Here is a 23700-nt window from a genome sequence, read left to right as displayed (position 1 = left end):
AGCGCAGAATTTTACATCTCCGGCGGCAGGATTGCGAATCCCTGACGCCGGAGAAATCGCTTATTTCATCGAATACAGCGACTGATAGAACTTTTTCTCGAAATTTCTGATTTCCCGTTTTTCATGACGGTGATAATCAGGGTGATGGTAGTTGGTCACCATCTGCACGAACAGCAGGGCACTGCCGGATGCAGTCGACATCATACCGGCGATGTTATAGGTGCCATAGAGCGTGCCGGTCTTGCCCCTGACTCTGCCCTTGAAGGTATCACCACGCAGGCTGTAGCGATAGCGCAGGGTACCGCTCTTACCAGCTTCAGCCATCGCATCCATCAGTTTAAGTTCGGGATGGGCGTAGATATATTGCATGACTGCCATTATCTGCGTAGCCGTCATCCGGTTATTACGCGACAAACCGGAACCATCTGCCAGCGCGGCATGAGCCAGATCGATGCCGGCTTTTTCCTGTAACACAGCTTTGACTGCTGACACGCCATTATCAAAACTGCCAGGTTCATCGTAATAGCTGCGACCGACAGCCTTAAGCAGATTGTCGGCGATCAGGTTATCCGAATCCTTGAGCATTTCATCCAGCAGTTCCGGCAGAGCGGCTGACTCATGGCGGGCGATAATGCGACCGGAAGCGCGGTCGTTACGAATCACATCTCCCTGCAGTTCAATACCGGCATGTTTCAGTTCCCGACGGATGATTTCGGCGACGTACAGCTCGGTGTTTTGAATCGCAAAGCTCAGAAAACGGGGGATTTTATGCCGGCCCAAGCAACCACCCAAAGTATACTGGTTGGTATTATCAGCCATCAGTTTGAATTTGCAGTAGCGTTTTTCCAGGCCGTCGGTCAGCTCCAGTTTTTCAACGATGTTGATAGGCGCGTCGCGAGAGACCTGGAAATCGATTTGGGTATTGTTATTATCAGTGAACACCATTTTAGCTACGGCGCAGTTATCATCCAATGAAATACTGCTTGATGGCGCGCTGTAGCAAATGCCCAGGTTATCCCATGGCAGACCGTCTGCCAGTTCGAAGTCATCAAAAGCAGCGCCGTTAAGATAAACATTACCGCGGATAATCGAGGTTTCACGCTTTAACGAAGCGACCAGTCTGCGAATATCATCGCGCCGCAAGGAAGGATCGCCGTTGAAACGAAAGATAACGTCGTTACCTTCGGTTTCAATATCGGTATTGAAGCGATACTCATTGCCCAGTTGTAATCTTGCAGCCAGCGCAGTGATGACTTTCTGCACGCTGGCAGGCGGCCTTAAAGTCTCTGCGTCGTGACTGTAGACGGTCTTGCCGGTTTTAGCATCAGTCACCAGCAGGCTGGCTTCAGCACCCGCAGGGAGCAGGGCAAGGTGGGCATCAGGACCGGCAGCAGAGGCCAGAGCAGGCAATAGCAGAGAGAACAGGATAAAGGGAATTTTCAACATAATCCGTTTTGCATAACGTTGAAGGAAAACAACTCATTTCATTAATCAGCCCCGGGACAGAAACCCCGTCAGGTCTTTTATCAGCCAGAGTCTCCCCGTATTAAACAGGAATGTAAAGTGGTCAGAGAGCGGTTGATTTGGATTGGATACCGGATCAATTGCTTAGCAATGTCAGGCGGTTCGGAGAAACGCGTCAATACCAATTCTTGGCGCAGTCGAATGCCACTATCCAAATGCGGCTGATAAACTTTACAATGGATTTCGGCTCTAAATACTCGAGACATGAGCTTGAGGGAGGAGGCGAACTTTGTTGGAAAAGAGCATTATCACTCTCGCCAGGCACCGTCTGAAATGGCTGAAAGTGCTGGTTGCCGACCGGCAGGCACCTTCAGTCAAAGTTCAGAATGCCTTTTACGAACTGACAGGCCTGACCAGTCTGCGTTTTGTGCAGGATAACGGCTTGTCCGAGAAAACCCGTTATGAATTGGTTTTGATTGATAATCTTGCCATCCTGACGGTGAAACATACCCATCCCGATGTGTTAAAGTTCTTTTCCAAGGAAACCCAGAACCTGGCGCTTTACCTGGATATGCCGGCCCGAGAACTGGTGGATTTCATCTTCAAGAATGGTGCCCGTTTTAATAATCAGGAAGCGGTCTCGGTTGCAATTCACCGTGGGCTGGTCGAAAACATCAATAACGAATCCCAGGCTTATGAAAAGCTTGCATCGATAGAACGCCGCCTTGAGGGAAAGCAGCAGTCCTAAAGAAAGCCTCTGGAGTAGCTGGCAACAATTTTATCCGGGTTCATCTGTCCCGCCTGACAGCTGGCAATCGCAGACAGCATTCTTTCATAAGCCTGGTTGAGATTATCAAGTGCCTGCCGGGCTCTGTCGAACTCATTGTCCTGGTATAAAGTAAAAATCTCATTCGCATTGGCATGATACGCATCATGCGCGAGGCTGAGTTCTGACAGGGTACTGGCCTTGAATAACTGCTCTTTATGACCCGCCTCTATCCAGACGCCACAATGACAACGGCTGGTATCCATAATCGGCCAGTCGAGCATGGTCTCTGGTGAGGCATTCAACCTGGTGACAAAGCGGGCATGCCATTGTTTGAAAGTCAGATTCAGCAAGGTGGATTTATTGTCAGCGAGCGACCGTGTTTTGGCGGCATAATCCAGCCAGCTCTGTTCCGGCCGGTAACGCTTGAGCCAGACAGGAAACTCCGTCGCCGGCATCGGGCGTGCGATACCAAAGCCCTGCGCCAGATGGCAGCCCATGGCCAGCAGCATCAGGCCATGTTGACGGGATTCGACTCCTTCGGCAATAACCTCACGGCTGAAAGACTCTGCCAGACCGATCACGCCGTCGACAATCACATAGTCATTAGGATCGTCGAGCATGTCCTGAATAAAGCTTTTATCGATCTTGACCGTATCTGCCGAGAAGGAACGCAGATGGGTCAGGGAAGAATAGCCGGTGCCGAAATCATCCAGGGCCACGCTGACTCCGATTTGATTCTGACAGGCGTCGATGGTCTCACGAATTTTTTTCAGATCAGCGAGCACACTGCTTTCCAGTACCTCAAGTTGCAGCTGCCGAGGATTCAAATCAGGGTACTCATCCAGGGCATAGCCCAGTTTTGAGACAAAGGAAGGCTGCTGCAAATGGTGAGAGGCGATATTGACACTGATTTCCATTTCAATGCCTTGTTGAGACCATTCATGCAGTTGTCTGATGGCCTGGTTGATAACCCATTCACCAACTTCCACTTCCAGTTCAGTGTTTGAAATCTGGGGCAGGAAACTGAGTGGCGGAATCAGACCTTTTTCCGGATGCTGCCAGCGGAGCAGGGCCTCAACACCGACCACTTCCCCCGTTCCCATATTGATTTTGGGTTGATAAAATAGTGTTAATTCATCAGCATACAGCGCTTTCTTCACCTGATCCTGAATCAACTGTTTTTGCGTGACGACTTTGTCGTGGTGACTGTCAAACAGGTTATAGCGGTGCTTACCGGCGAGTTTGGCCTGATACATGGCCTGATCCGCATGCCGCAGCAGCGTGTCGACATCTTCATCATCACGTGGATAGAGCGTGGTACCGATGGAGGCTGAAATATAATGTGAATGATCATTAATCACGAAGGGCATTTCCAGCTTGTGCAGAATGCGATCGAGAGTGCGCATGCATTCTTTTTCTGAGTTGATGTCATTCAGCAACAGGGCAAACTCATCACCGCCCAGCCGCGATACGGTGTCTTCACCGCGCACACTGTCCAGCAGCCGGTTGGCGACCTCAACCAATAACTGGTCACCGGTTTCATGACCAAAGTTATCATTGACCGGTTTGAAGTTGTCGAGATCAATAAAGCAAATAGCCAGCAGCGTCTGATTACGTTTGCTGTGCATGATTGCCTGATTGAAACGGTCGGCGAACAGGGCGCGGTTGGGCAGGGTGGTCAGCACATCGTAGTGCGCCATCATACTCAGTTGTTCCTGCTGCTCTTTGCTATGGGTGATATCTGAAAAAATACCGACGAAAAATTCGATATTGCCCTTGTCATCTTTCAGTGAAGAAATCGACAACTGCTCTGCATAAATTTCGCCATTTTTATTGCGGTTCCAGACTTCGCCTTTCCAGAAGCCAATTTCATTCAACTGTCGCCACATGTCGAGATAGAAGTCTGGGGACTGGCGGCCGGAATTGAGTATAGAGGGGTTCTGTCCGATCACGTCTTCGCGCTGATAACCGGTGATCTTGTTAAAGGCCGGATTGACATCAACGATGATGGCATTGCGGTCGGTAATCATAATGCCTTCAAGTGTGTTTTCGAACACCTCTCTCGACAGGCGCAACTCCTCTTCGGCTTTTTTGCGGCTGGTGATGTCACGACCAATGCCGAGCATGCCGATAATCGCGTTAGTGGCATCCAGAATCGGTGTCTTGATAATTTCCAGCACCTCTTCATGGCCATCAGATTTAAAGTGATAAACTTCTTCCTGAATGCTGGGCAGTCGATGCCTCAGTACTTCCTGATCATGAATATGAATCTCGCTGGCCTGCTGTGAAGGAATATGATCGTGATCAGTCTGACCCAGAATCTCATCCCGGGCTTTACCCATGAAGCTCTCATAGCGACTGTTGCAGTCGAGATAAACCCCTTTCGGATCCTTAATCCAGACTAAATCAGGGATAGCAGAGAAAGTGCTGCGCAGAAACTGATGGCGTTTCTCAATCTCTTTCAGATACTGGGTGACTTTCTGCTCACTGAGCCGGAGCGAATAGTTTTGCCTGGCAATGACCAGTAGCAACAGCAGAATCATCACGGAGGTAAACACAAGGGCAATAATCAGCCCATTATGCTGTTGCCAGATCTGCATCAGGCTGACATCCGGCTCGACATCAAACGGCGGCAATCTTAATTCACGCATTGAGAGTTCAACCGGCAGGTAATCGGCTGGTACCGTGAACCCGGAAATACCGATTTGCTGGCTGACAGGGTGACTGGGTTCCAGTGCCAGAATGGCAGAGGCTACTCGTCGTGCTGTCGACTCACTTACTTTAGGCAGGGCAATAAAAGGCCACTCGGGGAAAAGTCGGGTGCTGATAACAAAGGGGTAGTCGGATAAACTCTGCTGGTTAATGATTTTGAGCTCATCCATCGACAATTGGCCCTCGGCCGCCATTTGTTCCAGCGTACTGGTCCTGACGAAGCCGACACTGGCCTTGCCAGCCCGTAAGTACTGAACAACTTTGTCGTGCGGTGAGCCAGTGAATACGATATCAAGCTGACTGATATCAATACCGGCCTGATGCAGTTCATATAGCTGGGCCTGATAACCGCCCAGAAAGCCATTACCGGGAGAAGCAATGGTTTCCCCTTCAATATCCGCAAGACGCTTGATTTTCTGATTGTCTTTGAGCGTGAAAATGACACCGCCCAGAGCTGATACCGGATGTTCGTTTTCCAGTCTTACCAGCGTGCCGAGCGCACCGGAGAGCGGATATTTGCTGCGCATCTGAATGAAATGGAGCGGGTTGGTAAAAACAAAATCAAAGCGGTTCTGCTGAACGCCCTGTTCCAGTTCATCCAGTTCCAGTATGTGGAGTACAAAATCAGAATTCGGGACTTGTTGTTCCAGATAGGATTCAAGGTATTGCCAGCGTTTTTCAATGACCTCAACCGGTCGGTAGGCAAAGATCCCCAGATGAAAGCTTTCAGCTGCCAGACTGAGGCCGGGCAGGAATAAAATCAAAAGGAGCAGACCGCTTTTCATGGCAGGAACCGGTCGGTATGTAATTGATCTGTCAGCATAGGGTCATCAGTGTCAGAAAATAGGCCAAGTTGCAGAATATCCCTGGCAACCGAAGTCAGTTGCGGGTTGGCAGGTGTGAGTAGTTTTTTATTATGTTTGATGCTCGGCAATTCCAGCCCCTGATAAAGAGACATCACCTCACGGCTGGGCACATTCAGTCTGTCAGACATTCTGTATGCGGCATCCTGAGGGTTGGTAAGAAAATGTTTCTGCGCCTTGAAGAAGCCCGAGACCAACAGGTGCAACATAACGGAGTGTTCCTCAATAAGATCGGTTCTTACAGCTAATACATCGACAATTGTTTCAGGAACTTGACTACTATCGAAAATGACATGGCCGCCATTACGCAGCATGATTGATGCCGCGGGTTCATAGGTCACTATGGCATCCACTTTGCCTTCATGCCACAACCCTACATGCTGATCTATGGTGGCAGGTAACAGCTCGAAATCTTCCAGGCTCAGTCCGGTTTTTTCACTGGCCTTAGCCAGCAACAGTTTGCCTACCGCCGTCTGTTCGAGTGCGACAGTTTTACCTTTCAGCTGCTCAAGTGAATCGATAGCTTCCCTGGTAATCAACTGGTCGGCACCGACCGAGATATCCATGATAAGAATAATCGTCAGATCCAGTCCCTGACTTCTGGCGAGTAACACTTCATCCAGGGTCAGGGTAGCGGCATCAGCACGGTCTTGTTTCAATAACTGAATACACTCTGTGGCAGAGCGACTTTCAACCAGAGTCACTTTCTGTTGCGGCAGATAACCTAATTGTTGACCCAATGAAAGAAACTCATAGCCGGGCCAGACATGGTTGGCGACGCGAATAGGCGCTTTTTCTCCCTCGCAGGCACTAACTGACACAAGCAAAAAAAGCAGGCGCACTAACTGTGTCAAAGGCTTAAACAGGTTCAGAATCATTCCTTTAGTTTCGACTCGGATAACAACGCGGTCAGAGCCTAGCGTCATATAAACAGTACTGCATTGATCCAGCACAATTCTCAGCAAGATTCCAGCCAAAGTGTGTCGGAACACGGTCCAGTAAATAACAAGTATTTAATTTACCTGTTTTTATGGTAATCAGACACCATCATCGCTATGATAGCGCACCATTATTGTGCAAGTTGAGTCTTTCAATGAGCTGGAAATCCCATATAAGTGCCGCTGCGCAATGGCTGGGCATTGAACGGAACCAGACAAGTCATGGTGAAAAGCTGATTTCTGCCCTCGGCGCAGCGGTGGGGATGGCGGTGACTATCTTTTTTTCAATCTGGGTGCTGAAGCAAGCACAGCTCGGACTGACAGGTAGTGTGCTGATTATCAGTTCTCTGGGGGCCTCAGCCGTGCTGCTGTTTGCCGTACCGCATGGGGCGCTATCCCAACCCTGGCCGGTTATCGGTGGCCATATGATTTCGGCTTTTATCGGTGTCTGCTGCCAGCAGTGGTTGCCGGAAGGCTTTATGACGGCCGGCATTGCGGTAGGACTCGCCGTGGGTGCCATGTATTATCTGCGCTGTATTCATCCGCCGGGTGGCGCCAGTGCTTTGACTGCGGTCATTGGTGGCAGCGAGATTAGTGAAATGGGTTACCAGTTTTTGCTGTATCCGTTATTACTTAATGTGGCTGTGATGCTGGCGATTGCACTGAGCTTTAACTTTCTGTTTCCATGGCGACGCTATCCCGCCCATTTCAATACCCGACAGATCAGCGTAAAACAAAGCTTGATGCCAACCTCGGATTATGTGCTGACCACCGAAGATTTTAACGCAGCCATACATGAGCTTGACTCATTCGTCGATATCACCGAAGAAGGGCTGACCGAATTGTTGGAAAAAGCCAGGCAGCATGCTCAGCTTAATATCCGTCACCCGGAAAATATTGAGCGAGGTCGTTTTTACAGTAATGGCAATATCGGCAGCCTGTGGGGTGTTCGTCAGGTAATTGATGATGCCGAGCGCTGTCAACAGGGGCGGGATCTGATTATTTACAAAACCGTGGCCGGACAGAACCTGTATCAGACCGGTTATTGTGATCGTGAAAGTTTCCGCCAATGGGCGCGGTTTGAGGTGATTGAAACACAGGGTTTGTGGGTCAAGGCAGACCATCAGTCATGAGTAAATTTAGCTGATTAGCAAGAAATTCAGGCTTGATGCGTCATTAAACGGTTTGAGCCTGCACGGTCAGTGGCTATGATAAGCAGCATAAACCTTGCTGATTAAAAGGGCCTGATGAATAGTTTGTTAGCGATCAACTCACCCCAACTGAGCAGATTCAAAGTCATCATGGCCGGAATCAGCGCCCTGATCCTGACCGTCGGCATTGCCCGGTTTGCCTATACGCCGTTTTTACCCTTGATGCTGGAACAGGCCGGTTTATCGACTCTGGCTGGAGGCTGGCTGGCAACTTTTAATTACGTCGGCTACCTGCTCGGTGTGATTCTGATCGCCTGGATCAGTGATTTACAGCTTAAATTCAGGCTTTACCGCCTCAACCTGGTCCTGGCCGTACTCAGTACCATCGCGATGGGAATGACCACGAATCTGGTTTTGTGGAGTGTGCTCAGGTTGATTGCCGGTTTATCCAGTACCGCTGGCATCATACTCGCCGCCGGCTTTGTCATGAGCTGGCTCAAGCGCCATCAGTTCAAAGGTAATCTGGGACTGCATTTTTCCGGCCTGGGCCTGGGCATTGCCATACCGGGCCTGGCCATTGTCTGGATGAATCATCAGCTGGACTGGTCGATGCAATGGATAGTCATGGGTTTTTTCGGCATCCTGTTTTTTATACCGGCCTGGCGCTGGATGCCGGCACCTGTCCGTCAGTCCCAGCAGGGCGACAACCGTTTTAAGCCACCCTCCAGAAGCTGGATGAACCTGATGATTGCAGCCTATTTCTGTGCCGGTGTCGGTTATGTGGTCAGTGCCACCTTTATCGTCGCCATTCTTGAGCATATGCCGGCACTGGCTGGCTGGGGAGACTGGATTTGGGTGATATTAGGTCTGACAGCCGTGCCGTCCTGTGTGATCTGGGACAAGCTTTCAAACCGGCTCGGTGAAACCTCAGCATTGGTGATGAGTTACAGCATTATGCTGGTGTCAATTGTGATTCCTGCCTTGAGCAACAGCCTCTGGTTCAATATGCTGGGTGCGATCCTGTTTGGCGGGACTTTTGCGGGGGTCGTCAGTCTGATGCTGGTCTTTATCGGCCACAAATTTCCGCATAACCCGGCCAAGGCCATGGCCAGACTCACTATCAGTTACGGCGTGGCACAAATCACGGCACCGGCGATTGCCGGCTATATCTCCACCCATACAGGCAGTTACAGTGGTGCGCTCTGGCTCGCTGCAGTTTGTATGCTAGTGGGGATTGCCTGCCTCTGGCGTATTCACCACACCACGGCTATTGAGGAAAAAACAACGTAAAGCGTGTTTGTTGACTGTCCGATTCCAGCATGATTTGCCCACCATGGGCCTGTACAATCGATTTGACCAGGGCGAGGCCCAGTCCCGTACCTTTATTTTCGGTACCTCTGGAGCGGTAGAAGCGATCAAACAGTTTCTCTCTGTCCGCTTGCGTAATCGGTTCTCCCGGGTTAGTCACATGAATGCAGACCCCGGATGGCTGTGACTCAATAGCTAACTGCACCCAGCCCCCCTCAGCGGTATGACGGATGGCATTGGTTAGCAGGTTACCGATAGCCCGCCGCAGCATCAGGCGATTTGCCGACAGCCTCGCTTCACCCTGGCAGGAGAGTGTGATCTGCTTGTCTTCAGCCAGCAGATTATAAAACTCCAGCAAGCTTTTGATTTCTTTGCCAAGGTGGATAGTTTCTATATCTGGTAATTGCTGTGTATTGTCTGTCTGTGCCAAGAACAACATATCGGCAATCATCTGGCTCATGCGCTGCAACTCTTCCATGCTGGAATAGAGTACCTCACGATATTCTTCCGGATTTCTGGATGCAGTCAGTGCAACCTGTGTCTGAGTCATTAACGCTGTCACCGGGGTTCTGAGTTCATGGGCAATATCAGAAGAATAGTCCGCCAGGCGCTGAAAGGCTTCATCAATGCGCCTCATCATGGCATTGAGTGACTCAGATAATTGTGCCAGTTCCTGGGGAACCTGATTGGTGTCAAGCGGGTTATTCAGCTGCGATACAGACAAGGCCCGGATTTTGGCCACGATGGCAGAAAGCGGGCGCAATGAGTACCGAATCGCTAACCAGCCCAGCACGGTTGACATGACGATGGCTGCCAGCAGAATGAGCCAGAGGCTCTGGTTAAACTGCCGCAGAAAACTCAGGTGGTAATCAATGGCTATGGCAGCGGTGATATGAAATTGCTGTCCCGTGCTGGTTGTGAATGTTTGATAGCGAAGCCGGTAATGCTGTTTGTCAGCCGTTTCCAGCGTGACCGGCTGTTCATCTACATTAGCCCGCCAGCGCAGCAATCCCGCAGCGGAAGGATCACTCAGATAGACCGGCGTACCCCCAGGCTCGGTGACCAGCAACAGGGGATGGTGATGACCAATCAGTATGTCTTCAAAACGTTGTATCAGATTGTTACCACCCTGATTTAAGGTCATTTCAACCCGTTCGATAATCGCCTGCAGTTCTGCGTTGTCGCCGACTCTGAAATGATGGCGAATAGCCGTTTCAACAAACACACCTAAGCCACTGATAACAATCAACATAATCAAGGCAAACAACAAGGTCTGTCTTGCTGCCAGCGACAAAGATTTGAATTTAGTCCCGGGCAGTTGCATCACACACGTATCCCATACCACGGACGGTATGAATCAATTTCTGCTCAAAATCATCATCAATCTTGGCGCGTAACCGACGAATCGCGACATCAATGACATTGGTATCGCTGTCGAAATTGATATCCCAGACCATGGAGGCAATCATCGAGCGGGGTAAAACCTGCCCCTGATGTCTGAGCAATAATTCGAGCAATGCAAATTCCTTGGCAGTCAGTCTGATTTGCTTGCCGTTGCGGTAAACACGCCGCCCGACCAGATCTATTTCCAGATCAGCCAGCGTCAGACGCGTATCGGCAACCGGTTGCTGGCCACGCCTCAACAGGGTTCTGATGCGGGCAAGCAGTTCGGCAAAAGCAAAAGGTTTAACCAGATAATCATCGGCGCCGGCTTCCAGACCTGAGACACGATCTTCAATGCTGTCTTTGGCGGTCAGTAACAAAACAGGCGGCACGGGGCCCCGGCCTTGTAACTGTTTTAAAACCTGCAGACCATCCATATCCGGCAGCATCCGATCCAGAATAATAAGATCAAAAGGCGTATTGGCCTGCTCATGTAAACCATCAATGCCATGACGGACCCAGCTGACCACAAAAGAGGCCTCAGTTAGCCCCTGAGTCAGGTATTTTCCGGTTTTCTCGTCATCTTCAATGATTAACAGGCGCATTTTGATTCCAAATACAGTCAGCCTGACAGCACGAGCTGACAGAGGTATGAAGCCAACATGACATTTTTGTCATCTTAGCGTCACTTTGGTGACAGCTGGCTTTTGCTAGCTTACTAGGACTGACTGAGATCTCAATAAGCCCTGATACCACCAAAAAAGATAATTTGTATGACACAGCATCATAACAAGCAACGACGGCAAATATTACAGGCTTTGGCTTCAGCAGGCCTGCTCAGCACCGTTTACCCGTTGATGCCGGCACTGGCCAAACAACAGCAGATGTCGCTGGTCCCCAAAAAAACAGTGGGTAATGCCGATATCTTTGACTTCAATATTGCCAGAACCACGCTGGAAATTGACCGGCAGTTAACGTCACAAGCCATCACCATCAACGGCACCATTCCGGCCCCGCTGCTTAAACTCAAGGAGGGAAGGGAAGCGGTTTTACGGGTTAAAAATGCACTGGATGTCGATACCTCGATTCACTGGCATGGTATTTTGCTGCCTTATCAGATGGATGGCGTGCCCGGTATTTCCTTTGCCGGTATCAAGCCCGGAGAAACCTTCGAATATCGTTTTCCAGTGGTGCAAAACGGCACCTACTGGTATCACAGTCACTCGGGCATGCAGGAACAGTTAGGCCATTATGGCCCGCTGGTGATTGAGCCTGAAGCGGGCGAAGACATCGAAGTGGATCATGACTACGTCATTTTGCTGTCCGACTGGACTTTCGACAGTCCGGCGGAAGTGATGCGTAATCTGAAAGTGGCTGAAGGCTACTACAACTACAATCAACGCACCGTAGCCGACTTTTTTGAAGATGTTGAAAAGATGGGCTGGCAATCAGCCTGGCAAAAATCCGCGATGTGGGGCCAGATGCGCATGAGCCCGCGAGATATTCTGGATGTCACCGGCAGTGAATATACTTATCTGATAAACGGTAAAGCCAGCGCCGGCAACTGGACCGGTCTGTTTACACCGGGAGAAAAAGTGCGCCTGCGGGTGATTAATGCCTCGGCGATGACATTTTTTGATTTTAAAATTCCCGGTCTGGAAATGACGGTTGTCGCCGCTGATGGTCAACCGGTACAACCGGTTAAGACCGATGAATTCCGGATTGGTGTGGCTGAGACCTATGATGTGATTGTCGAACCCACCGCTGACGCTTATACCCTCTTTGCCCAGTCGCAGGACAGGAGCGGTTATGTCAGTGCCACACTGGCATCCGCACCCGGGCTGACAGCGCCCATTCCTGATCTCTACCCGCGTGTAGAGCGGGGGATGGAAGCCATGGGCGCAGCTCATGCCATGCATGGCGATAGCGCGATGAATACCGATCAGAATATGGCTATGGATCACGCTAAACATGATGGCCATCAGATGAGCGAACCAAAGTCGGTCGACAGCGTTTCCCACGGACCTGATAATCACGGGCCCGGCGCCGCCATGGTCGTGGACAAGCCGATATCCAGGCTTGATGATCCCGGTGTCGGTTTCGAGCATCTCGATCACCGGGTGTTGACCTACTCACAACTGAAAAGTCACCACGGCTGGCCGGACAAAAGAGCGCCGGCACGGGAAATTGAACTGCATCTGACCGGCAGTATGGAGCGCTATATGTGGTCTTTCGATGGTAAGAAATTCTCGGAAGTGGACGGCCCGATACGTTTCTACCAGGACGAGCGTCTCAGACTCACGCTGGTCAATGACACGATGATGGATCACCCGATTCATTTGCACGGTATGTGGATGGAGCTGGAAAACGGCCACGGTGATTTAAGGCCCAGAAAGCACACCATTATTGTTAAACCGGGGGAACGGGTTTCGGCGTTGATTACCGCCGATGCCTTCGGCGACTGGGCATTTCACTGTCACCTGATGTACCACATGAAAGCCGGCATGTTCCGTGTCGTTTCGGTTGCCTAGGAGTTATCCATGCAATTATTCAAAGGACTTTCAGCTTACTCTTTGACGCTGGCACTGCTACTGGTACTGGGTGCAGGCCAGAGCCTGGCTGATGGCATCGGTCTTCAGGCAGATCCAAGCTGGCCCAAACCGATTCATGATGATATGGCTTATGGTCAGTTGATGTTTGATCGACTGGAGATGCAAAGCATCGAGGGCAGTGAGCAACTGCTGTGGGATGCACAGGCCTGGTATGGCAAGGATTTGGATCGATTCTGGCTGGAAACCGAAGGCAGTTACAACGATGATCATAGCGGTGAAATAGAAAACCTCGATTTACAGTACAGCCGCCGTATCAGTCCATTCTGGGACCTGCAAACCGGTATTGGCACCCAGACCAGCTTCGGCACCGGAGCCAAGCAGGAGCGTTATTACGGCATTATCGGTTTTCAGGGGCTGGCACCGTACTGGTTTGAAATCGATAGCAATCTCCGTATCAGTGACGACGGTGATACCTGGCTGGATCTGGAAGTCGAATATGACTGGCGTCTGACACAAAAGCTGATATTACAGGCACGGGCAGAAACCAGTTATGCCTTTTCTGAAGTTGAAGACTTTGAACAGGGACAGGGGCTCAATGGCATCACCACCGGTTTACGCCTGCGCTATCACCTGAGTCGGGAATTTGCGCCTTATATCGGTGTATCAGCCAGCCGATTACTGGGTGATACAAAAGATCTGGCCGAAAGCGAAGGGGACGAGGACAGTACGGCGACATTTGTTGCCGGGGTGAGACTTTGGTTCTGATTGGCTTAATTTGACATCGCCGTTATCAGTTCAAAAACTCAATCGCAATCCGGGATAATTCCTGTATATTAGCGATACGCAGACAAGAACTGCGCTATACAACTGCCGAGCGTCCCCATGTCGCCCCAACAACAAGACACATCAACCAGTCAGATAGCCGCCCGGCTATGGGTCATGTGTTTTGCCTTGTTACTGGCATCACTGCCGGTTATTTCCTACGCTAAAACTGGCAGCACGTTCAGTAGTACCGGCCTGGTTAAACAACTGGAAGCCCGGATAGCACTGCATGATAATTCACTGAGACTGTGCCTCAAGTCAGAACAATCGGAGCAGACTTCAGCAGATGCCGGTTCACCCGACTGGCACCCAGTCAATGACGGCTGGCATGATCGATTTCAAGATCATAATACGGTTTCATCGCTTACTGAGATTGTGTCTGCAGAGTTCAGTGCCAGTGCCTATCTGCGTCCTTATCTGAGAGCACCACCACTTAGCTAATCCCAAAAAACTTTGCGTTGTCAGCGAGGCTGACGGCGTTTTGATTCGATCGTTTTTCGAGGATTCGCATGAAATCATTATCTACGCGGGCCATCGTTTATGGCCTGTTAATTGTGCTCGGTTTACTGAGCGCGGTCCCTAATCTTTTACCTGACAGTATTGCCAGCAAGTTACCGGCCTGGTATAGCGAAAACAATGTATCGCTGGGGCTGGACTTACAGGGCGGTTCTCATCTGTTGCTGGAGGCGGATAGCAAAGCGCTTATCCATGATCAATACCAGACACTCGCAGATGAACTGACCGATCAGCTCCGTGAAGCCGGTATTTATTACAGCCGCCCGCTAATACAGAGTGACAGTCTGCAATTAACACTCAGGAACAGTGACTCGATCAAGCAGGCACAGGCTATGGTTGAATCACTGGCCCGTGACGGCAACGATGGCAGCCGTCGCTTCGAGCTGGAAATCATCGGGAACCGGCTTGAATTGAGGCTGACGGAAGTCTGGATTAATGCGGTGATGAACGATGCCATCGAACGTAGCCTGGAAGTCGTTCGCCGTCGTCTGGATGAGACCGGGCTGGTAGACCCCAGCATTACCCGTCAGGGCGATGCCGGCATACTGGTACAAATGCCGGGCGTGGCGGATCCGAAAGATATTCGTCAACTGCTGGGCACCACCGCCAAAATGACTTTTCACTGGGATGCTGACAGCAACGGTGAACGGGATACCGTGTCTTTGCCGGGCCAGGATGGCAAACAACAGTTCAGGCTGGAAAAACGGGTGGCGATGGAAGGTCAGCATATCCGCGATGCCCAGGCGGGCTTTAATCAGGACAGCGGCGAACCGGTGGTGACCTTCAAACTGGATAATGAGGGCGCCAAACTGTTCGGCAAAATGACCCGCGACAATATCGGCCGGCCACTGGCCATCGTGCTTGATGGCAAAGTGATTACCGCGCCGGTGATCCGCAGTGAGATTGCTGCCGGTAGCGGCGAAATCAGCGGTGGCTTTACCACTCAAGAAGCGGCTGAACTGGCGTTGTTACTTCGCGCAGGCGCTTTGCCAGTGCCATTGTTGGTGATGGAGGAGCGCAGCGTCGGTCCCGATCTGGGCAGTGATGCGATTGCCATGGGACTCACCACCGGTTTAATCGGCGCGGCACTGGTTATTGCCTTTATGATTGGCATTTATGGCCGCTGGGGGTTGATCGCCTGTGTAGGACTGGCGATCAATATGGGGCTGGTGTTCGGCATTTTGAGTCTGCTTGGTGCAACTTTAACGCTACCGGGCATCGCCGGCATCATTCTGACCCTGGGTATGGCGGTTGATGCCAATATTTTGATTAATGAGCGCATCCGCGAAGAATCCAGACGAGGGAAATCAGCCTGGAAAGCCCTCCATGAAGGTTTTGACAAGGCTTACACCACGATTCTTGATTCCAACCTGACTACCCTGATTGCAGTCAGTCTGCTGTTCATGTTCGGCAGTGGTCCGGTACAGGGCTTTGCCGTCACGATAGGTATTGGTTTGTTGACCTCAATGTTTACCGCCATTGCGGTCACCCGCTTGTTGATGGAATGGTCGATACAAGGCCGTGAGAAGAAACCATTAAAGATTAATGGCTTTGCCCTGCTTGATAAACTCAGCCGCCGCACGCTGGATTTCCTGCGTGGACGATTTGTCGGTCTCACTGCTTCGGCCTTATTGTCACTCGCTGCCATTGTGCTGTTTTTTCAGCCGGGCCTGAAGTACGGTGTCGATTTTACCGGCGGGACGCTGGTTGAAGTTCACGCCAGTCAGCTTTCAGTAGAAGGCCTAAGGGCTACGCTGCAAAATCATGCCATGGCACAGGCTTCGATTCAGGAGTCTGCAGAGCAGGGCGAGTTTCTGGTCCGGTTGCCGGCCGAAAATCAGGACCCGGCAGCGACAGCGGCGCAAGTCGATGCCTTGAAAACAGCGGTGCAGTCCGTGCAGGCTGATGCTGCCTTTCCCAAAGTGGATATGGTTGGTCCCAAGGTCAGCAGTGGTTTTGCCGATGATACGATTCTGGCCATTTTGCTGGCTGGATTCGGCATGCTGGCTTATCTTTCGATTCGCTTTGAATCACATTTTGCCATTGCGGCCACCCTGACTATTGCGCTGGATTTGACCAAAACGATCGGTTTTTTTGCGCTGACCGGGGTGGAGTTTAACCTGACGGCGGTCGCGGCCTTACTCGCTTTGATTGGTTACTCGGTCAATGACAAGGTGGTTGTGTTTGATCGTATCAGGGAGAATCTGCGCGCCTGTCCGGATAAGCCGATGATGACTTTGATGAACGAATCCATTTCATCGACGCTGACACGGACGGTCTTTACCTCGGTCACGACTTTTCTGGCTTTATTACCGATGGGGGTTGCAGGCGGTTCGGCGGTGTCCAGCTTTGCTCTGCCGATGTTGTTCGGCATTGTGATTGGGACCAGTTCTTCAGTCTTTATTGCTGCACCGGTTCTGTATTTTCTTGGACAGCGCCGAGCTCGCAAGGGGTTGGCACAGCTGCGGCCGAGCGCCGAGGAAATGCAGCAGCGTCTGGCGGACATTCCCTGACAGCAAACCAGGTTGGAACCGGATATTGTCCGGTTCCTATCCTTAACGATCTGCCCGCGGGGAGAGTAAAATGGCGCTGTAGCGATATAAAAATAACGTATAGGCCATTACCCAGAGGCCGATACTGAGCCACCAGGCCCAGAGACTGAAAGCCGGGATAATCAATATCAGTCCGACCCGGCTTAATGCCGCTGCCAGTACCAGTAAAAATGCCAGTTTTATCAATGGTGTCGCCACAATCGGTCGACCGGTATGACCCAATGAGACGCGGGAGATCATACTCAGAATAAGACCGCCCATCGCGCCAACGGTGAGTGCATGTAATGCCGTACTCAGACTCAGCGCCATACCGGCATAATGACAGGCAATCAGCCCCAGTCCCAGCGGAATAAACCAGTAACTCAGATGCAGAGACCAGAGCAGGGGATGGCGCCGGGTCGACATCGCACGCCAAAGTGCACATCGGCCTGCGATAAGCACGGCTGAAAAACTAAAAATTACCGCGAGCAACTTATCCGGGAGATAAATTTGAAGTTGGAAAAGAAAAATAACAACGATTACCCACAGGAAGCCTAAACCAGCCTTATCCAGCCACTGAATTCGTGTTCGTGGCGGAATCTGAGTGGTATTGCCGGTGAACATCGGAATCACCCGGCCGCCGATGACCGTCATCAGCAAAGTAATCAGTAAAATCACGCTGTGCAGCGCATGCGTCGCTGTTTGCAGGTTTCCGCTGGCCACTCCGAGATGAAACACCACGTTGTCTGCAGTCAGCAACAATAAGGCCAGAACCGCGAAGTAATTGCGTTTCTGCTGTTTTTTTAACAGTAACGAGGCGAGTAGCCCGGCGGCGTAGAGCAAAAAACTGCCATCGATGATAATCACCAGCCACCAGGGCATGAAACCAGCAAACCAGACCGCGAGCCGTCCAGCCAGCCAAAGCAGTATCAGCAGCAGCAAAGCTTTCCCATGTGCTGAGCGTAAGCCGGTCCAGTTCTGCACTGCTGTGAGCAAAAAGCCGACCAGAATGGCAGCAACAAACCCGAACAACATTTCATGGCCATGCCACAGCGGGGTATAACCATGATAAGCATGAGTGAGCCAGCCATGAAGGTTCGCTCCCCAGAGCAATAATGCAATAACACTGAATACTGCACCCAGCAGAAAAAAGGGTCTGAAAGCCAGATCGAGCACAGCGGACGCTGAGGCATTATTTGTCATAGAGATATCCCGTCAGTGACATCCGGGCAGTAGCTTAACCTCCTGCCCGGATGAATCAGATCAGTTACGCCAGTAGTCGTTGGCGATGGCGATAGTTTTGAATTCAATAGCGACTAATTCAGCCGCATTCATCAGCAGGGCCGGATCTTCAGCATATTTGGCTCTGACCCGGTGTTTGGCTGCGGCATCAGTCTGAATCGTGCCTATCGTTTTCCTCACAATCTTGATCGCGAGTTGACGACCTTCATATGGGGTTTCCGTGATCAGCGAAGGCATATAGTCGTCACTGGCTTTCATGTCTTCGGCGCTGGCAGCCTGTGGCAGCCAAACGGCGAGCATGAATGGAATCAGATAAATAATGGATTTCATGCTATTCTCTCCTTATCGTTTGCAAACTAACTGTTCGCTAACTAACGGTAGGCCGGATAAATAAGTATGTCAAGTACCACTTTAAAAAATGATCGCACAATGGGGCCGAAAATAGCAGAGCAGGTCTGTTATGCCCTGTACTCCACCAGTGGCGCTGTAACACAGGCCTATGCCAGTCTGTTATCGCCGTTTCAACTGACGTATTCACAGTTTGTGGTCATGATGGGCCTGTGGCAGCAGGATGCGGTTTCGGTGACTGAACTGGGCCGGTTTATCGGTCTGAGCAAGGCGACACTGACACCGATGCTGAAAACTTTGGAAAACCGCGGCTATCTACAACGAAACCGGGTGCCGGGAAATGAACGGACCATGGCTATTACTCTGACTCGTCAAGGCCGGGATTTTGCCCGGCAGGCTGAGCAGGTGGCAGAACAAGCACTCTGTGCAACAGGCCTCACAAAAGAAGAAGCCGCACAGTTAATTGCCTTATGCGATAAAGTGAAACGCAGACTGAACAGTGACAAGGAATAAACAGGGGAGAGCGGACTCTCCCCTGGATCAAAACGGCAGTCAGATCAATGATGTCGATGCCGGAGTTCCTCGCATGCTTGCTCTCTGGTAATCAAAGCAGACATATCGCGCAGAATATTAGACGAGACTTCAATCAAGTCATCCATGCTCAATATCCCGCAGAGGCTGCCATCTGAGGCAATGACCGGCGCCCGGCGTACACCGCGTCGACTCATTTCTTTCATCGTATCAGCGATATCGGCATCATCGCGTACCGTCATCAGATCATCACTCATACAGTCGCCCACAGTCACGGCGCTGAGATCGACATCATCCGCCACTAAATTAATGACTATGTCGCGATCGGTCAGGATACCCAGCGGTTTGTTCTGACCGTTTTCCTTACTGACGACAATCACATCACCGACGTGATGTATTTTCATCTGTCTGGCCGCTTCCTGAACTTTTTCATTTTTTTCCAACATCGCCACTTTGTGCTGACAAACATCCAGAATATTCATGGTGGTTTCCCCTCTGTTAGTAAAGACAAAATTGCGTGAACCGCTAACAAAGCGTTTAAACAGGCAGCGTGATAAGCCCGGTTTTGCTATAGCAGAATGGCGCAACTGCTATTTCCGGGACAATTCTGGCTAAGGCTCAGCCGATGCAGGATCTTGCTTTCTCTGCTGACCTTAATCCAGTCATGCATCTCTTTGAAAGCAGATTGTTGTGAACATGGCGCCTTTAAGTCTGTCTGAAACTGTAAGCACCATAAACAAACCGTAACAAATAAACGGTGCGCATCAAAATCTGTGAGCGGATTTTGAAGTCCAGGCATAAACATGTTGGGATGAAGTAGTGTTAAAGAAAGGAGGCAAAAATGAAAGCCATCATTCTCAGTACGGATCATTTTGAAGACGCTGAACTGACCGAGCCGCTCAAGCAACTGGAGCAGGCCGGTGTTGAATGTGATATCGCTTCGCTGCAAAGCGGTATTATCAAAGGTAAGAAAGGTGCTGAAGTAGTCGCCGGTATGACACTCAATGAAGTCAATCCGGATAGCTACGAATTGTTGCTATTGCCAGGTGGCGCGGCGCCAGCCAATTTACGTCAATCACAGCGTGCACTGGATATTGCCAAACACTTCTTTGCCGATGGCAAACTTGTCGCTGCTATCTGTCACGGGCCACAGATCCTGGTTTCGGCCAACCTGCTGGAAGGTCGCAAGGCCACCTGTTATGAGCGGATTTCTGATGAGCTGATAGAAGCAGGCGCAGTGTATCTCGACCAACCGCTGGTCATTGATGACAATCTGATCACATCACGACACCCCGGTGATCTGCACGAATTCAACAAAGCCATACTGACAAAACTGCAACCGGCCAACGCCTAATGTGTCATGTCAGCAGAAAACAAAATCAAACTGAAAAGAGTCTATGACAAGCCGGCCAAAGCCGACGGTATCAGGTTGCTGGCAGATCGGCTGTGGCCGCGTGGGATTAAAAAAACCGACCTGGACTATGACAACTGGATTAAATCCCTGTGTCCGTCCAATGAGCTAAGAAAGGCCTGGCACAACGATGAACTGAGTTATGCCGAGTTCAAAAAACAGTATCGTCAATCGCTCAAGTCTGAATCAGACACAGTGAATGAAATAGCTGAAATGGCCGAGGGAAAGCCGATCACATTGCTTTCGGCAGTCAAGGATCTGGAGCAGTCACATTTGCCGATCCTTAAACAGGTGATTCTGAAGGCGATGAATTAAAAGACAGCTTCCTCCTTGCGGTCGTGTAAGGCTTTTCTTTGATGTGTTTCACATCATCCCGGCTTCAGATCAATCAGGCTGTTCTCAGGCCCTGACTATCATCATTCAATTTTCTATGAGCAATCCCAAAATACAACAATTACAGGAAGACGAGTCCTATATCAAAATCTCGCAAAAATACCCCCATATTGCCAAAAAACTGATTATTTTCTGGGGGAGCGAGTTTTGCGAGCCCTATCTCGACTCACTGTTCACAGAGACCCGCAGCGGGACCCGGAGAGGTTTCCCGCCCGAGGATATGCAGGCCTTGCTGAATATCAGGCTGCTGCATGAAGAACTTTATGAATTGGAGCGAAAACAGGATATCTGGACTTATCCCCACTAGACCTGGCACATCCTCATACTGGCAACCCCGGACCAGGCTGGATCATTCAATGACGTCATCTGCAAAGGTCGACTTGACAGTATTGTGACAACATAGAACACTCTCATACTACTTTAGCAGTATCAGACACCATCAATGGCGATGGCAACATAACGCACTTGTGGGAAGACTGACTGCTCAGCTACTAGGCCAGGTTATTAGATGAAATTGCCCCTGCTGTTTGTCTGTACTGTCTCACTCTTATTATCCGGTCATGGCATTTTTGCACAGAACGCTGACAAGCCAGCCAGCAGCAATATTCAGCTCACTGAAGCCGAGCAGGCCTGGTTGCAGCAAAATCCGGAAATCACGGTGGCCGTCAGTCATGGCTGGGCGCCGGTGGAATTTCTGGACGAAGATCATCAATTCAAAGGCATTTCTGTCGATTATCTGAAACAGATAGAGCAAAAACTGCCTGTCCGCTTTCGCTTTATTCGCTCAGAGGAAGCGCCTGATCGTGAAACCGCGGATGTGTTGTCAGCCGTCGCGGCCCCATACAAACTCAACGAATCTCAGTACTCGATTATAGATAAGCCGTTTCTGGAGATGCCATTTGTTATTTTTGCCAGGGAAGAAACGAACAGCATTAACGATATTACAGATCTGAATAACAAAAAAGTCGCCGTATTCCGGCACGGTGCGGCTGCCCGGGCAATTGAACAGCATCATCCTGAGATAGAGCTATACAGGGCCGATATCGCCGATGAGGCGCTGGCTGCGCTCAATGCCGGCAAAGTCGACGCCTATATGGGTAATCTGGTGGTCATCAACTACGTCGCCAGGAATCTGGGCTTTGGCAATGTCAAGATTGCTGCTGACACGCCTTATGGGGCGAAGCTCTATATGGCGGTAAAGGATGATATGCCAATCCTGCATTCGATTCTGAGTAAAGGCCTGAATGCGATTAGCGTCCAGGAACAAAACACCATCTCCCGAAACTGGGTTGCCGTGACCTATGAGCATAAAACGGATCCGACCTTGCTTATCGCTGTCGCCGGTTCTGCGGCCTGCCTGATTGCTATTTTTGCGCTCTGGAGCTGGAAACTGTCACGGGAGATTCGCTGGCGAAAACAGATCGAAGCTGAATTAAGCATTGCCAGGGAAAAGGCAGAAACGGCTAATAAGGCCAAGTCTCGTTTTCTGGCCAATATGAGTCATGAGCTCCGAACGCCATTGAATGCCGTCATGGGCTACAGTCAGCTGATTGATTCCAATCCTGAGGGTCATCAGGACGATAAAAAATCTGCCGCCGAAATCCTGAAGGCTGGTAAGCATTTGTTATATTTAATCAATGAGTTGCTTGATCTATCGAAAGTAGAATCTGGGAAGATGTCCTTGCAAATCAAAGCGGTGGATCTGAATGAGATTGTCACAGAATGTCTGGTTTTGATTTCGCAGTTTGCTGGTGAAAAACAAATCGAGATACAGCACAGCAATCAGGAACGGATAATCGCAATGGCTGATCACGGCAGGCTGAAACAGGTGCTGCTCAATCTGCTCAGCAATGCGATCAAATACAACCGGCCCGGCGGCAAAGTCTTTATCGATGTCACGACCAGAGAACGTCATGCATCCATCGCGATTGCTGATGATGGAGAGGGCATTGCCGAAGAACATCTGGAGTTACTGTTTGAGCCCTTCGAACGCCTGCAAGCCGAAAACTCGAATATAGAAGGTACTGGCATCGGTCTGACCATTTCCCGTCAGATTGTCGAATTGATGCGAGGCTCGATTTCAGTGGAAAGCAAACTGGGCACCGGTAGCCTGTTCGAGGTCAAGCTGCCGATTGTCTAGAGACGACAGCAGTCATCACTATCCGCTTTGTGGCAGCAGATCCTCCCTGGTGTCAACATCGCGAAAGATACCTTCATCGACGCTTGATATGAAACAAATCGGCCTGGCTGAGGCTCGGATAATGTCCCTGGCGCCTTTATCCCCCTTTAATGCCATTAATTGAGGCAGGAGGTCTGCAACTAAGCCCACCGGGTGACCACGGCGGCCACTGAACTCGGGGAGGGTAATGGCTGCACCCGCTTCTAGTGCCGCCAGAGAATCAGCAATCACAAGGCTGTTGATATAAGGCATGTCGGCCAGGCCTATCAGCCAGCCATCCGCTTCAATATTGGCTTGAATACCTGCGATAAAAGAAGCACTCATTCCCTGCCGGGCGTTTTCTGCCGGAATAAGTCGCAGGCGGGATGAAAATTCACAGTTTTCCAGTAAATGAAGCAGGGTAAGGTTGTCTTCCCGGATCACAACATCGACGTTACTAAATATCGTCAACCACGGATATAAGCTGTGAAAAATAAGGGGTTTGCGTTCACCCTGTATGGCAATCGGATGCAACAGTTTGTCACTACCAAACCGGCTTGATTGTCCGGCGGCCAGTACAACAGGGCGGATGATTCTGCCTGACATGA

At 50.6% G+C, this 23700-nt stretch carries 21 protein-coding genes; 12 read left to right on the top strand and 9 right to left on the bottom strand.

Annotation, left to right across the window (positions count from 1 at the left end; all coding sequences use genetic code 11):
• Positions 1 to 60: 60 nt before the first annotated feature.
• Positions 61 to 1446 (bottom strand): D-alanyl-D-alanine carboxypeptidase/D-alanyl-D-alanine-endopeptidase, encoded by a 1386-nt coding sequence (dacB, locus tag FH755_RS13150; RefSeq protein ID WP_292441577.1) that lies wholly within the window; start codon positions 1444 to 1446, stop codon positions 61 to 63.
• A 307-nt stretch (positions 1447 to 1753) separates the two neighbouring features.
• Here dacB and FH755_RS13145 point away from each other — a divergent pair, with 307 nt between their 5' ends.
• Positions 1754 to 2212 carry a hypothetical protein gene (locus tag FH755_RS13145; protein WP_292441576.1) on the top strand — a complete coding sequence of 153 codons (459 nt, stop codon included), beginning with the start codon at positions 1754 to 1756 and terminating at the stop codon, positions 2210 to 2212.
• On the opposite strand, the gene FH755_RS13140 is transcribed toward FH755_RS13145, so the two are convergent.
• Both FH755_RS13140 and FH755_RS13135 read right to left on the bottom strand, forming a co-directional pair.
• Positions 2209 to 5730, bottom strand: a complete 3522-nt coding sequence (locus tag FH755_RS13140; protein WP_292441575.1) for an EAL domain-containing protein — start codon at positions 5728 to 5730, stop codon at positions 2209 to 2211. The genes FH755_RS13145 and FH755_RS13140 overlap by 4 nt on opposite strands.
• The gene (locus FH755_RS13135; protein WP_292441574.1) at positions 5727 to 6650 is read right to left on the bottom strand and encodes an ABC transporter substrate-binding protein; all 924 of its coding nucleotides are present in this window, start codon (positions 6648 to 6650) and stop codon (positions 5727 to 5729) included. The genes FH755_RS13140 and FH755_RS13135 overlap by 4 nt, the downstream gene beginning before the upstream one ends.
• Positions 6651 to 6901: 251 nt before the next feature.
• On the opposite strand from FH755_RS13135, the gene FH755_RS13130 reads away from it, so the two are divergent.
• Together FH755_RS13130 and FH755_RS13125 are read left to right on the top strand one after the other, a co-directional pair.
• Entirely contained in the window at positions 6902 to 7879 is a 978-nt protein-coding gene (locus FH755_RS13130; RefSeq protein ID WP_292441573.1) for an HPP family protein, read from the top strand.
• A gap of 114 nt (positions 7880 to 7993) precedes the next feature.
• Positions 7994 to 9187 carry a YbfB/YjiJ family MFS transporter gene (locus FH755_RS13125; protein ID WP_292441572.1) on the top strand — a complete coding sequence of 398 codons (1194 nt, stop codon included), beginning with the start codon at positions 7994 to 7996 and terminating at the stop codon, positions 9185 to 9187.
• Here the strand turns inward: FH755_RS13125 and FH755_RS13120 are convergent.
• On the bottom strand, positions 9165 to 10529 hold the full coding sequence (locus FH755_RS13120; protein WP_292441571.1) for a heavy metal sensor histidine kinase: 1365 nt from the start codon (positions 10527 to 10529) through the stop codon (positions 9165 to 9167). The two genes, FH755_RS13125 and FH755_RS13120, sit on opposite strands and share 23 nt — an antisense overlap.
• A complete protein-coding gene (locus FH755_RS13115) occupies positions 10510 to 11193 on the bottom strand; it encodes a heavy metal response regulator transcription factor (protein ID WP_292441570.1) in 684 nt (227 codons plus the stop codon). The genes FH755_RS13120 and FH755_RS13115 overlap by 20 nt, the downstream gene beginning before the upstream one ends.
• Positions 11194 to 11361: 168 nt before the next feature.
• Between FH755_RS13115 and FH755_RS13110 the strand changes: the two genes are divergently transcribed.
• From FH755_RS13110 to secD, 4 genes are all read left to right on the top strand, one after another.
• Positions 11362 to 13119, top strand: coding sequence for a copper resistance system multicopper oxidase (locus FH755_RS13110; protein WP_292441569.1), 1758 nt, complete (start codon positions 11362 to 11364; stop codon positions 13117 to 13119).
• Positions 13120 to 13128: 9 nt separating this feature from the next.
• A complete protein-coding gene (locus FH755_RS13105; protein ID WP_292441568.1) occupies positions 13129 to 13905 on the top strand; it encodes a copper resistance protein B in 777 nt (258 codons plus the stop codon).
• A 117-nt stretch (positions 13906 to 14022) separates the two neighbouring features.
• On the top strand, positions 14023 to 14403 hold the full coding sequence (locus FH755_RS13100) for a hypothetical protein (protein ID WP_292441567.1): 381 nt from the start codon (positions 14023 to 14025) through the stop codon (positions 14401 to 14403).
• 68 nt (positions 14404 to 14471) lie between these two features.
• A complete protein-coding gene (secD, locus tag FH755_RS13095) occupies positions 14472 to 16991 on the top strand; it encodes a protein translocase subunit SecD (protein WP_292441566.1) in 2520 nt (839 codons plus the stop codon).
• 42 nt (positions 16992 to 17033) lie between these two features.
• On the opposite strand, the gene FH755_RS13090 is transcribed toward secD, so the two are convergent.
• Both FH755_RS13090 and FH755_RS13085 read right to left on the bottom strand, forming a co-directional pair.
• Complete coding sequence (locus FH755_RS13090) at positions 17034 to 18212, bottom strand: NnrS family protein (RefSeq protein WP_292441565.1); 1179 nt, start codon at positions 18210 to 18212, stop codon at positions 17034 to 17036.
• A gap of 60 nt (positions 18213 to 18272) precedes the next feature.
• Positions 18273 to 18581: a hexameric tyrosine-coordinated heme protein gene (locus tag FH755_RS13085; protein ID WP_292441564.1), complete on the bottom strand. Its 309-nt coding sequence runs from the start codon at positions 18579 to 18581 to the stop codon at positions 18273 to 18275.
• A gap of 66 nt (positions 18582 to 18647) precedes the next feature.
• Here FH755_RS13085 and FH755_RS13080 point away from each other — a divergent pair, with 66 nt between their 5' ends.
• Positions 18648 to 19112 carry a MarR family transcriptional regulator gene (locus FH755_RS13080; RefSeq protein ID WP_292441563.1) on the top strand — a complete coding sequence of 155 codons (465 nt, stop codon included), beginning with the start codon at positions 18648 to 18650 and terminating at the stop codon, positions 19110 to 19112.
• A 44-nt stretch (positions 19113 to 19156) separates the two neighbouring features.
• On the opposite strand, the gene FH755_RS13075 is transcribed toward FH755_RS13080, so the two are convergent.
• Positions 19157 to 19612, bottom strand: a complete 456-nt coding sequence (locus FH755_RS13075) for a CBS domain-containing protein (RefSeq protein WP_292441562.1) — start codon at positions 19610 to 19612, stop codon at positions 19157 to 19159.
• Between the two features lie 359 nt (positions 19613 to 19971).
• Here FH755_RS13075 and FH755_RS13070 point away from each other — a divergent pair, with 359 nt between their 5' ends.
• From FH755_RS13070 to FH755_RS13055, 4 genes are all read left to right on the top strand, one after another.
• Positions 19972 to 20484, top strand: coding sequence for a type 1 glutamine amidotransferase domain-containing protein (locus tag FH755_RS13070; RefSeq protein WP_292441561.1), 513 nt, complete (start codon positions 19972 to 19974; stop codon positions 20482 to 20484).
• A 6-nt stretch (positions 20485 to 20490) separates the two neighbouring features.
• A complete protein-coding gene (locus FH755_RS13065; protein WP_292441560.1) occupies positions 20491 to 20856 on the top strand; it encodes a DUF488 family protein in 366 nt (121 codons plus the stop codon).
• A 115-nt stretch (positions 20857 to 20971) separates the two neighbouring features.
• Positions 20972 to 21241, top strand: a complete 270-nt coding sequence (locus FH755_RS13060) for a hypothetical protein (protein ID WP_292441559.1) — start codon at positions 20972 to 20974, stop codon at positions 21239 to 21241.
• Between the two features lie 201 nt (positions 21242 to 21442).
• Positions 21443 to 23074: an ATP-binding protein gene (locus tag FH755_RS13055; RefSeq protein ID WP_292441558.1), complete on the top strand. Its 1632-nt coding sequence runs from the start codon at positions 21443 to 21445 to the stop codon at positions 23072 to 23074.
• A gap of 18 nt (positions 23075 to 23092) precedes the next feature.
• Here the strand turns inward: FH755_RS13055 and FH755_RS13050 are convergent, their stop codons facing one another.
• Positions 23093 to 23698 carry a nucleotidyltransferase family protein gene (locus FH755_RS13050; protein ID WP_292441557.1) on the bottom strand — a complete coding sequence of 202 codons (606 nt, stop codon included), beginning with the start codon at positions 23696 to 23698 and terminating at the stop codon, positions 23093 to 23095.
• Positions 23699 to 23700 lie beyond the last annotated feature (2 nt).

This window comes from Methylophaga sp. (genome assembly GCF_009711715.1).
Taxonomy (GTDB): Bacteria; Pseudomonadota; Gammaproteobacteria; order Nitrosococcales; family Methylophagaceae; genus Methylophaga.
Note: the sequence above shows the minus strand (reverse complement) of the source record. Positions and strands in the feature narration are given on the sequence as shown.

Coding starts and splice junctions, on each gene's coding strand:
- dacB (WP_292441577.1), bottom strand. CDS start 1,446: ATGTTGAAAATTCCCTTTATCCTGTTCTCTCTGCTATTGCCTGCTCTG.
- FH755_RS13140 (WP_292441575.1), bottom strand. CDS start 5,730: ATGAAAAGCGGTCTGCTCCTTTTGATTTTATTCCTGCCCGGCCTCAGT.
- FH755_RS13130 (WP_292441573.1), top strand. CDS start 6,902: ATGAGCTGGAAATCCCATATAAGTGCCGCTGCGCAATGGCTGGGCATT.
- FH755_RS13125 (WP_292441572.1), top strand. CDS start 7,994: ATGAATAGTTTGTTAGCGATCAACTCACCCCAACTGAGCAGATTCAAA.
- FH755_RS13120 (WP_292441571.1), bottom strand. CDS start 10,529: ATGCAACTGCCCGGGACTAAATTCAAATCTTTGTCGCTGGCAGCAAGA.
- FH755_RS13115 (WP_292441570.1), bottom strand. CDS start 11,193: ATGCGCCTGTTAATCATTGAAGATGACGAGAAAACCGGAAAATACCTG.
- FH755_RS13110 (WP_292441569.1), top strand. CDS start 11,362: ATGACACAGCATCATAACAAGCAACGACGGCAAATATTACAGGCTTTG.
- FH755_RS13105 (WP_292441568.1), top strand. CDS start 13,129: ATGCAATTATTCAAAGGACTTTCAGCTTACTCTTTGACGCTGGCACTG.
- FH755_RS13100 (WP_292441567.1), top strand. CDS start 14,023: ATGTCGCCCCAACAACAAGACACATCAACCAGTCAGATAGCCGCCCGG.
- secD (WP_292441566.1), top strand. CDS start 14,472: ATGAAATCATTATCTACGCGGGCCATCGTTTATGGCCTGTTAATTGTG.
- FH755_RS13090 (WP_292441565.1), bottom strand. CDS start 18,212: ATGACAAATAATGCCTCAGCGTCCGCTGTGCTCGATCTGGCTTTCAGA.
- FH755_RS13085 (WP_292441564.1), bottom strand. CDS start 18,581: ATGAAATCCATTATTTATCTGATTCCATTCATGCTCGCCGTTTGGCTG.
- FH755_RS13080 (WP_292441563.1), top strand. CDS start 18,648: ATGTCAAGTACCACTTTAAAAAATGATCGCACAATGGGGCCGAAAATA.
- FH755_RS13075 (WP_292441562.1), bottom strand. CDS start 19,612: ATGAATATTCTGGATGTTTGTCAGCACAAAGTGGCGATGTTGGAAAAA.
- FH755_RS13070 (WP_292441561.1), top strand. CDS start 19,972: ATGAAAGCCATCATTCTCAGTACGGATCATTTTGAAGACGCTGAACTG.
- FH755_RS13065 (WP_292441560.1), top strand. CDS start 20,491: ATGTCAGCAGAAAACAAAATCAAACTGAAAAGAGTCTATGACAAGCCG.
- FH755_RS13060 (WP_292441559.1), top strand. CDS start 20,972: ATGAGCAATCCCAAAATACAACAATTACAGGAAGACGAGTCCTATATC.
- FH755_RS13055 (WP_292441558.1), top strand. CDS start 21,443: ATGAAATTGCCCCTGCTGTTTGTCTGTACTGTCTCACTCTTATTATCC.
- FH755_RS13050 (WP_292441557.1), bottom strand. CDS start 23,698: ATGTCAGGCAGAATCATCCGCCCTGTTGTACTGGCCGCCGGACAATCA.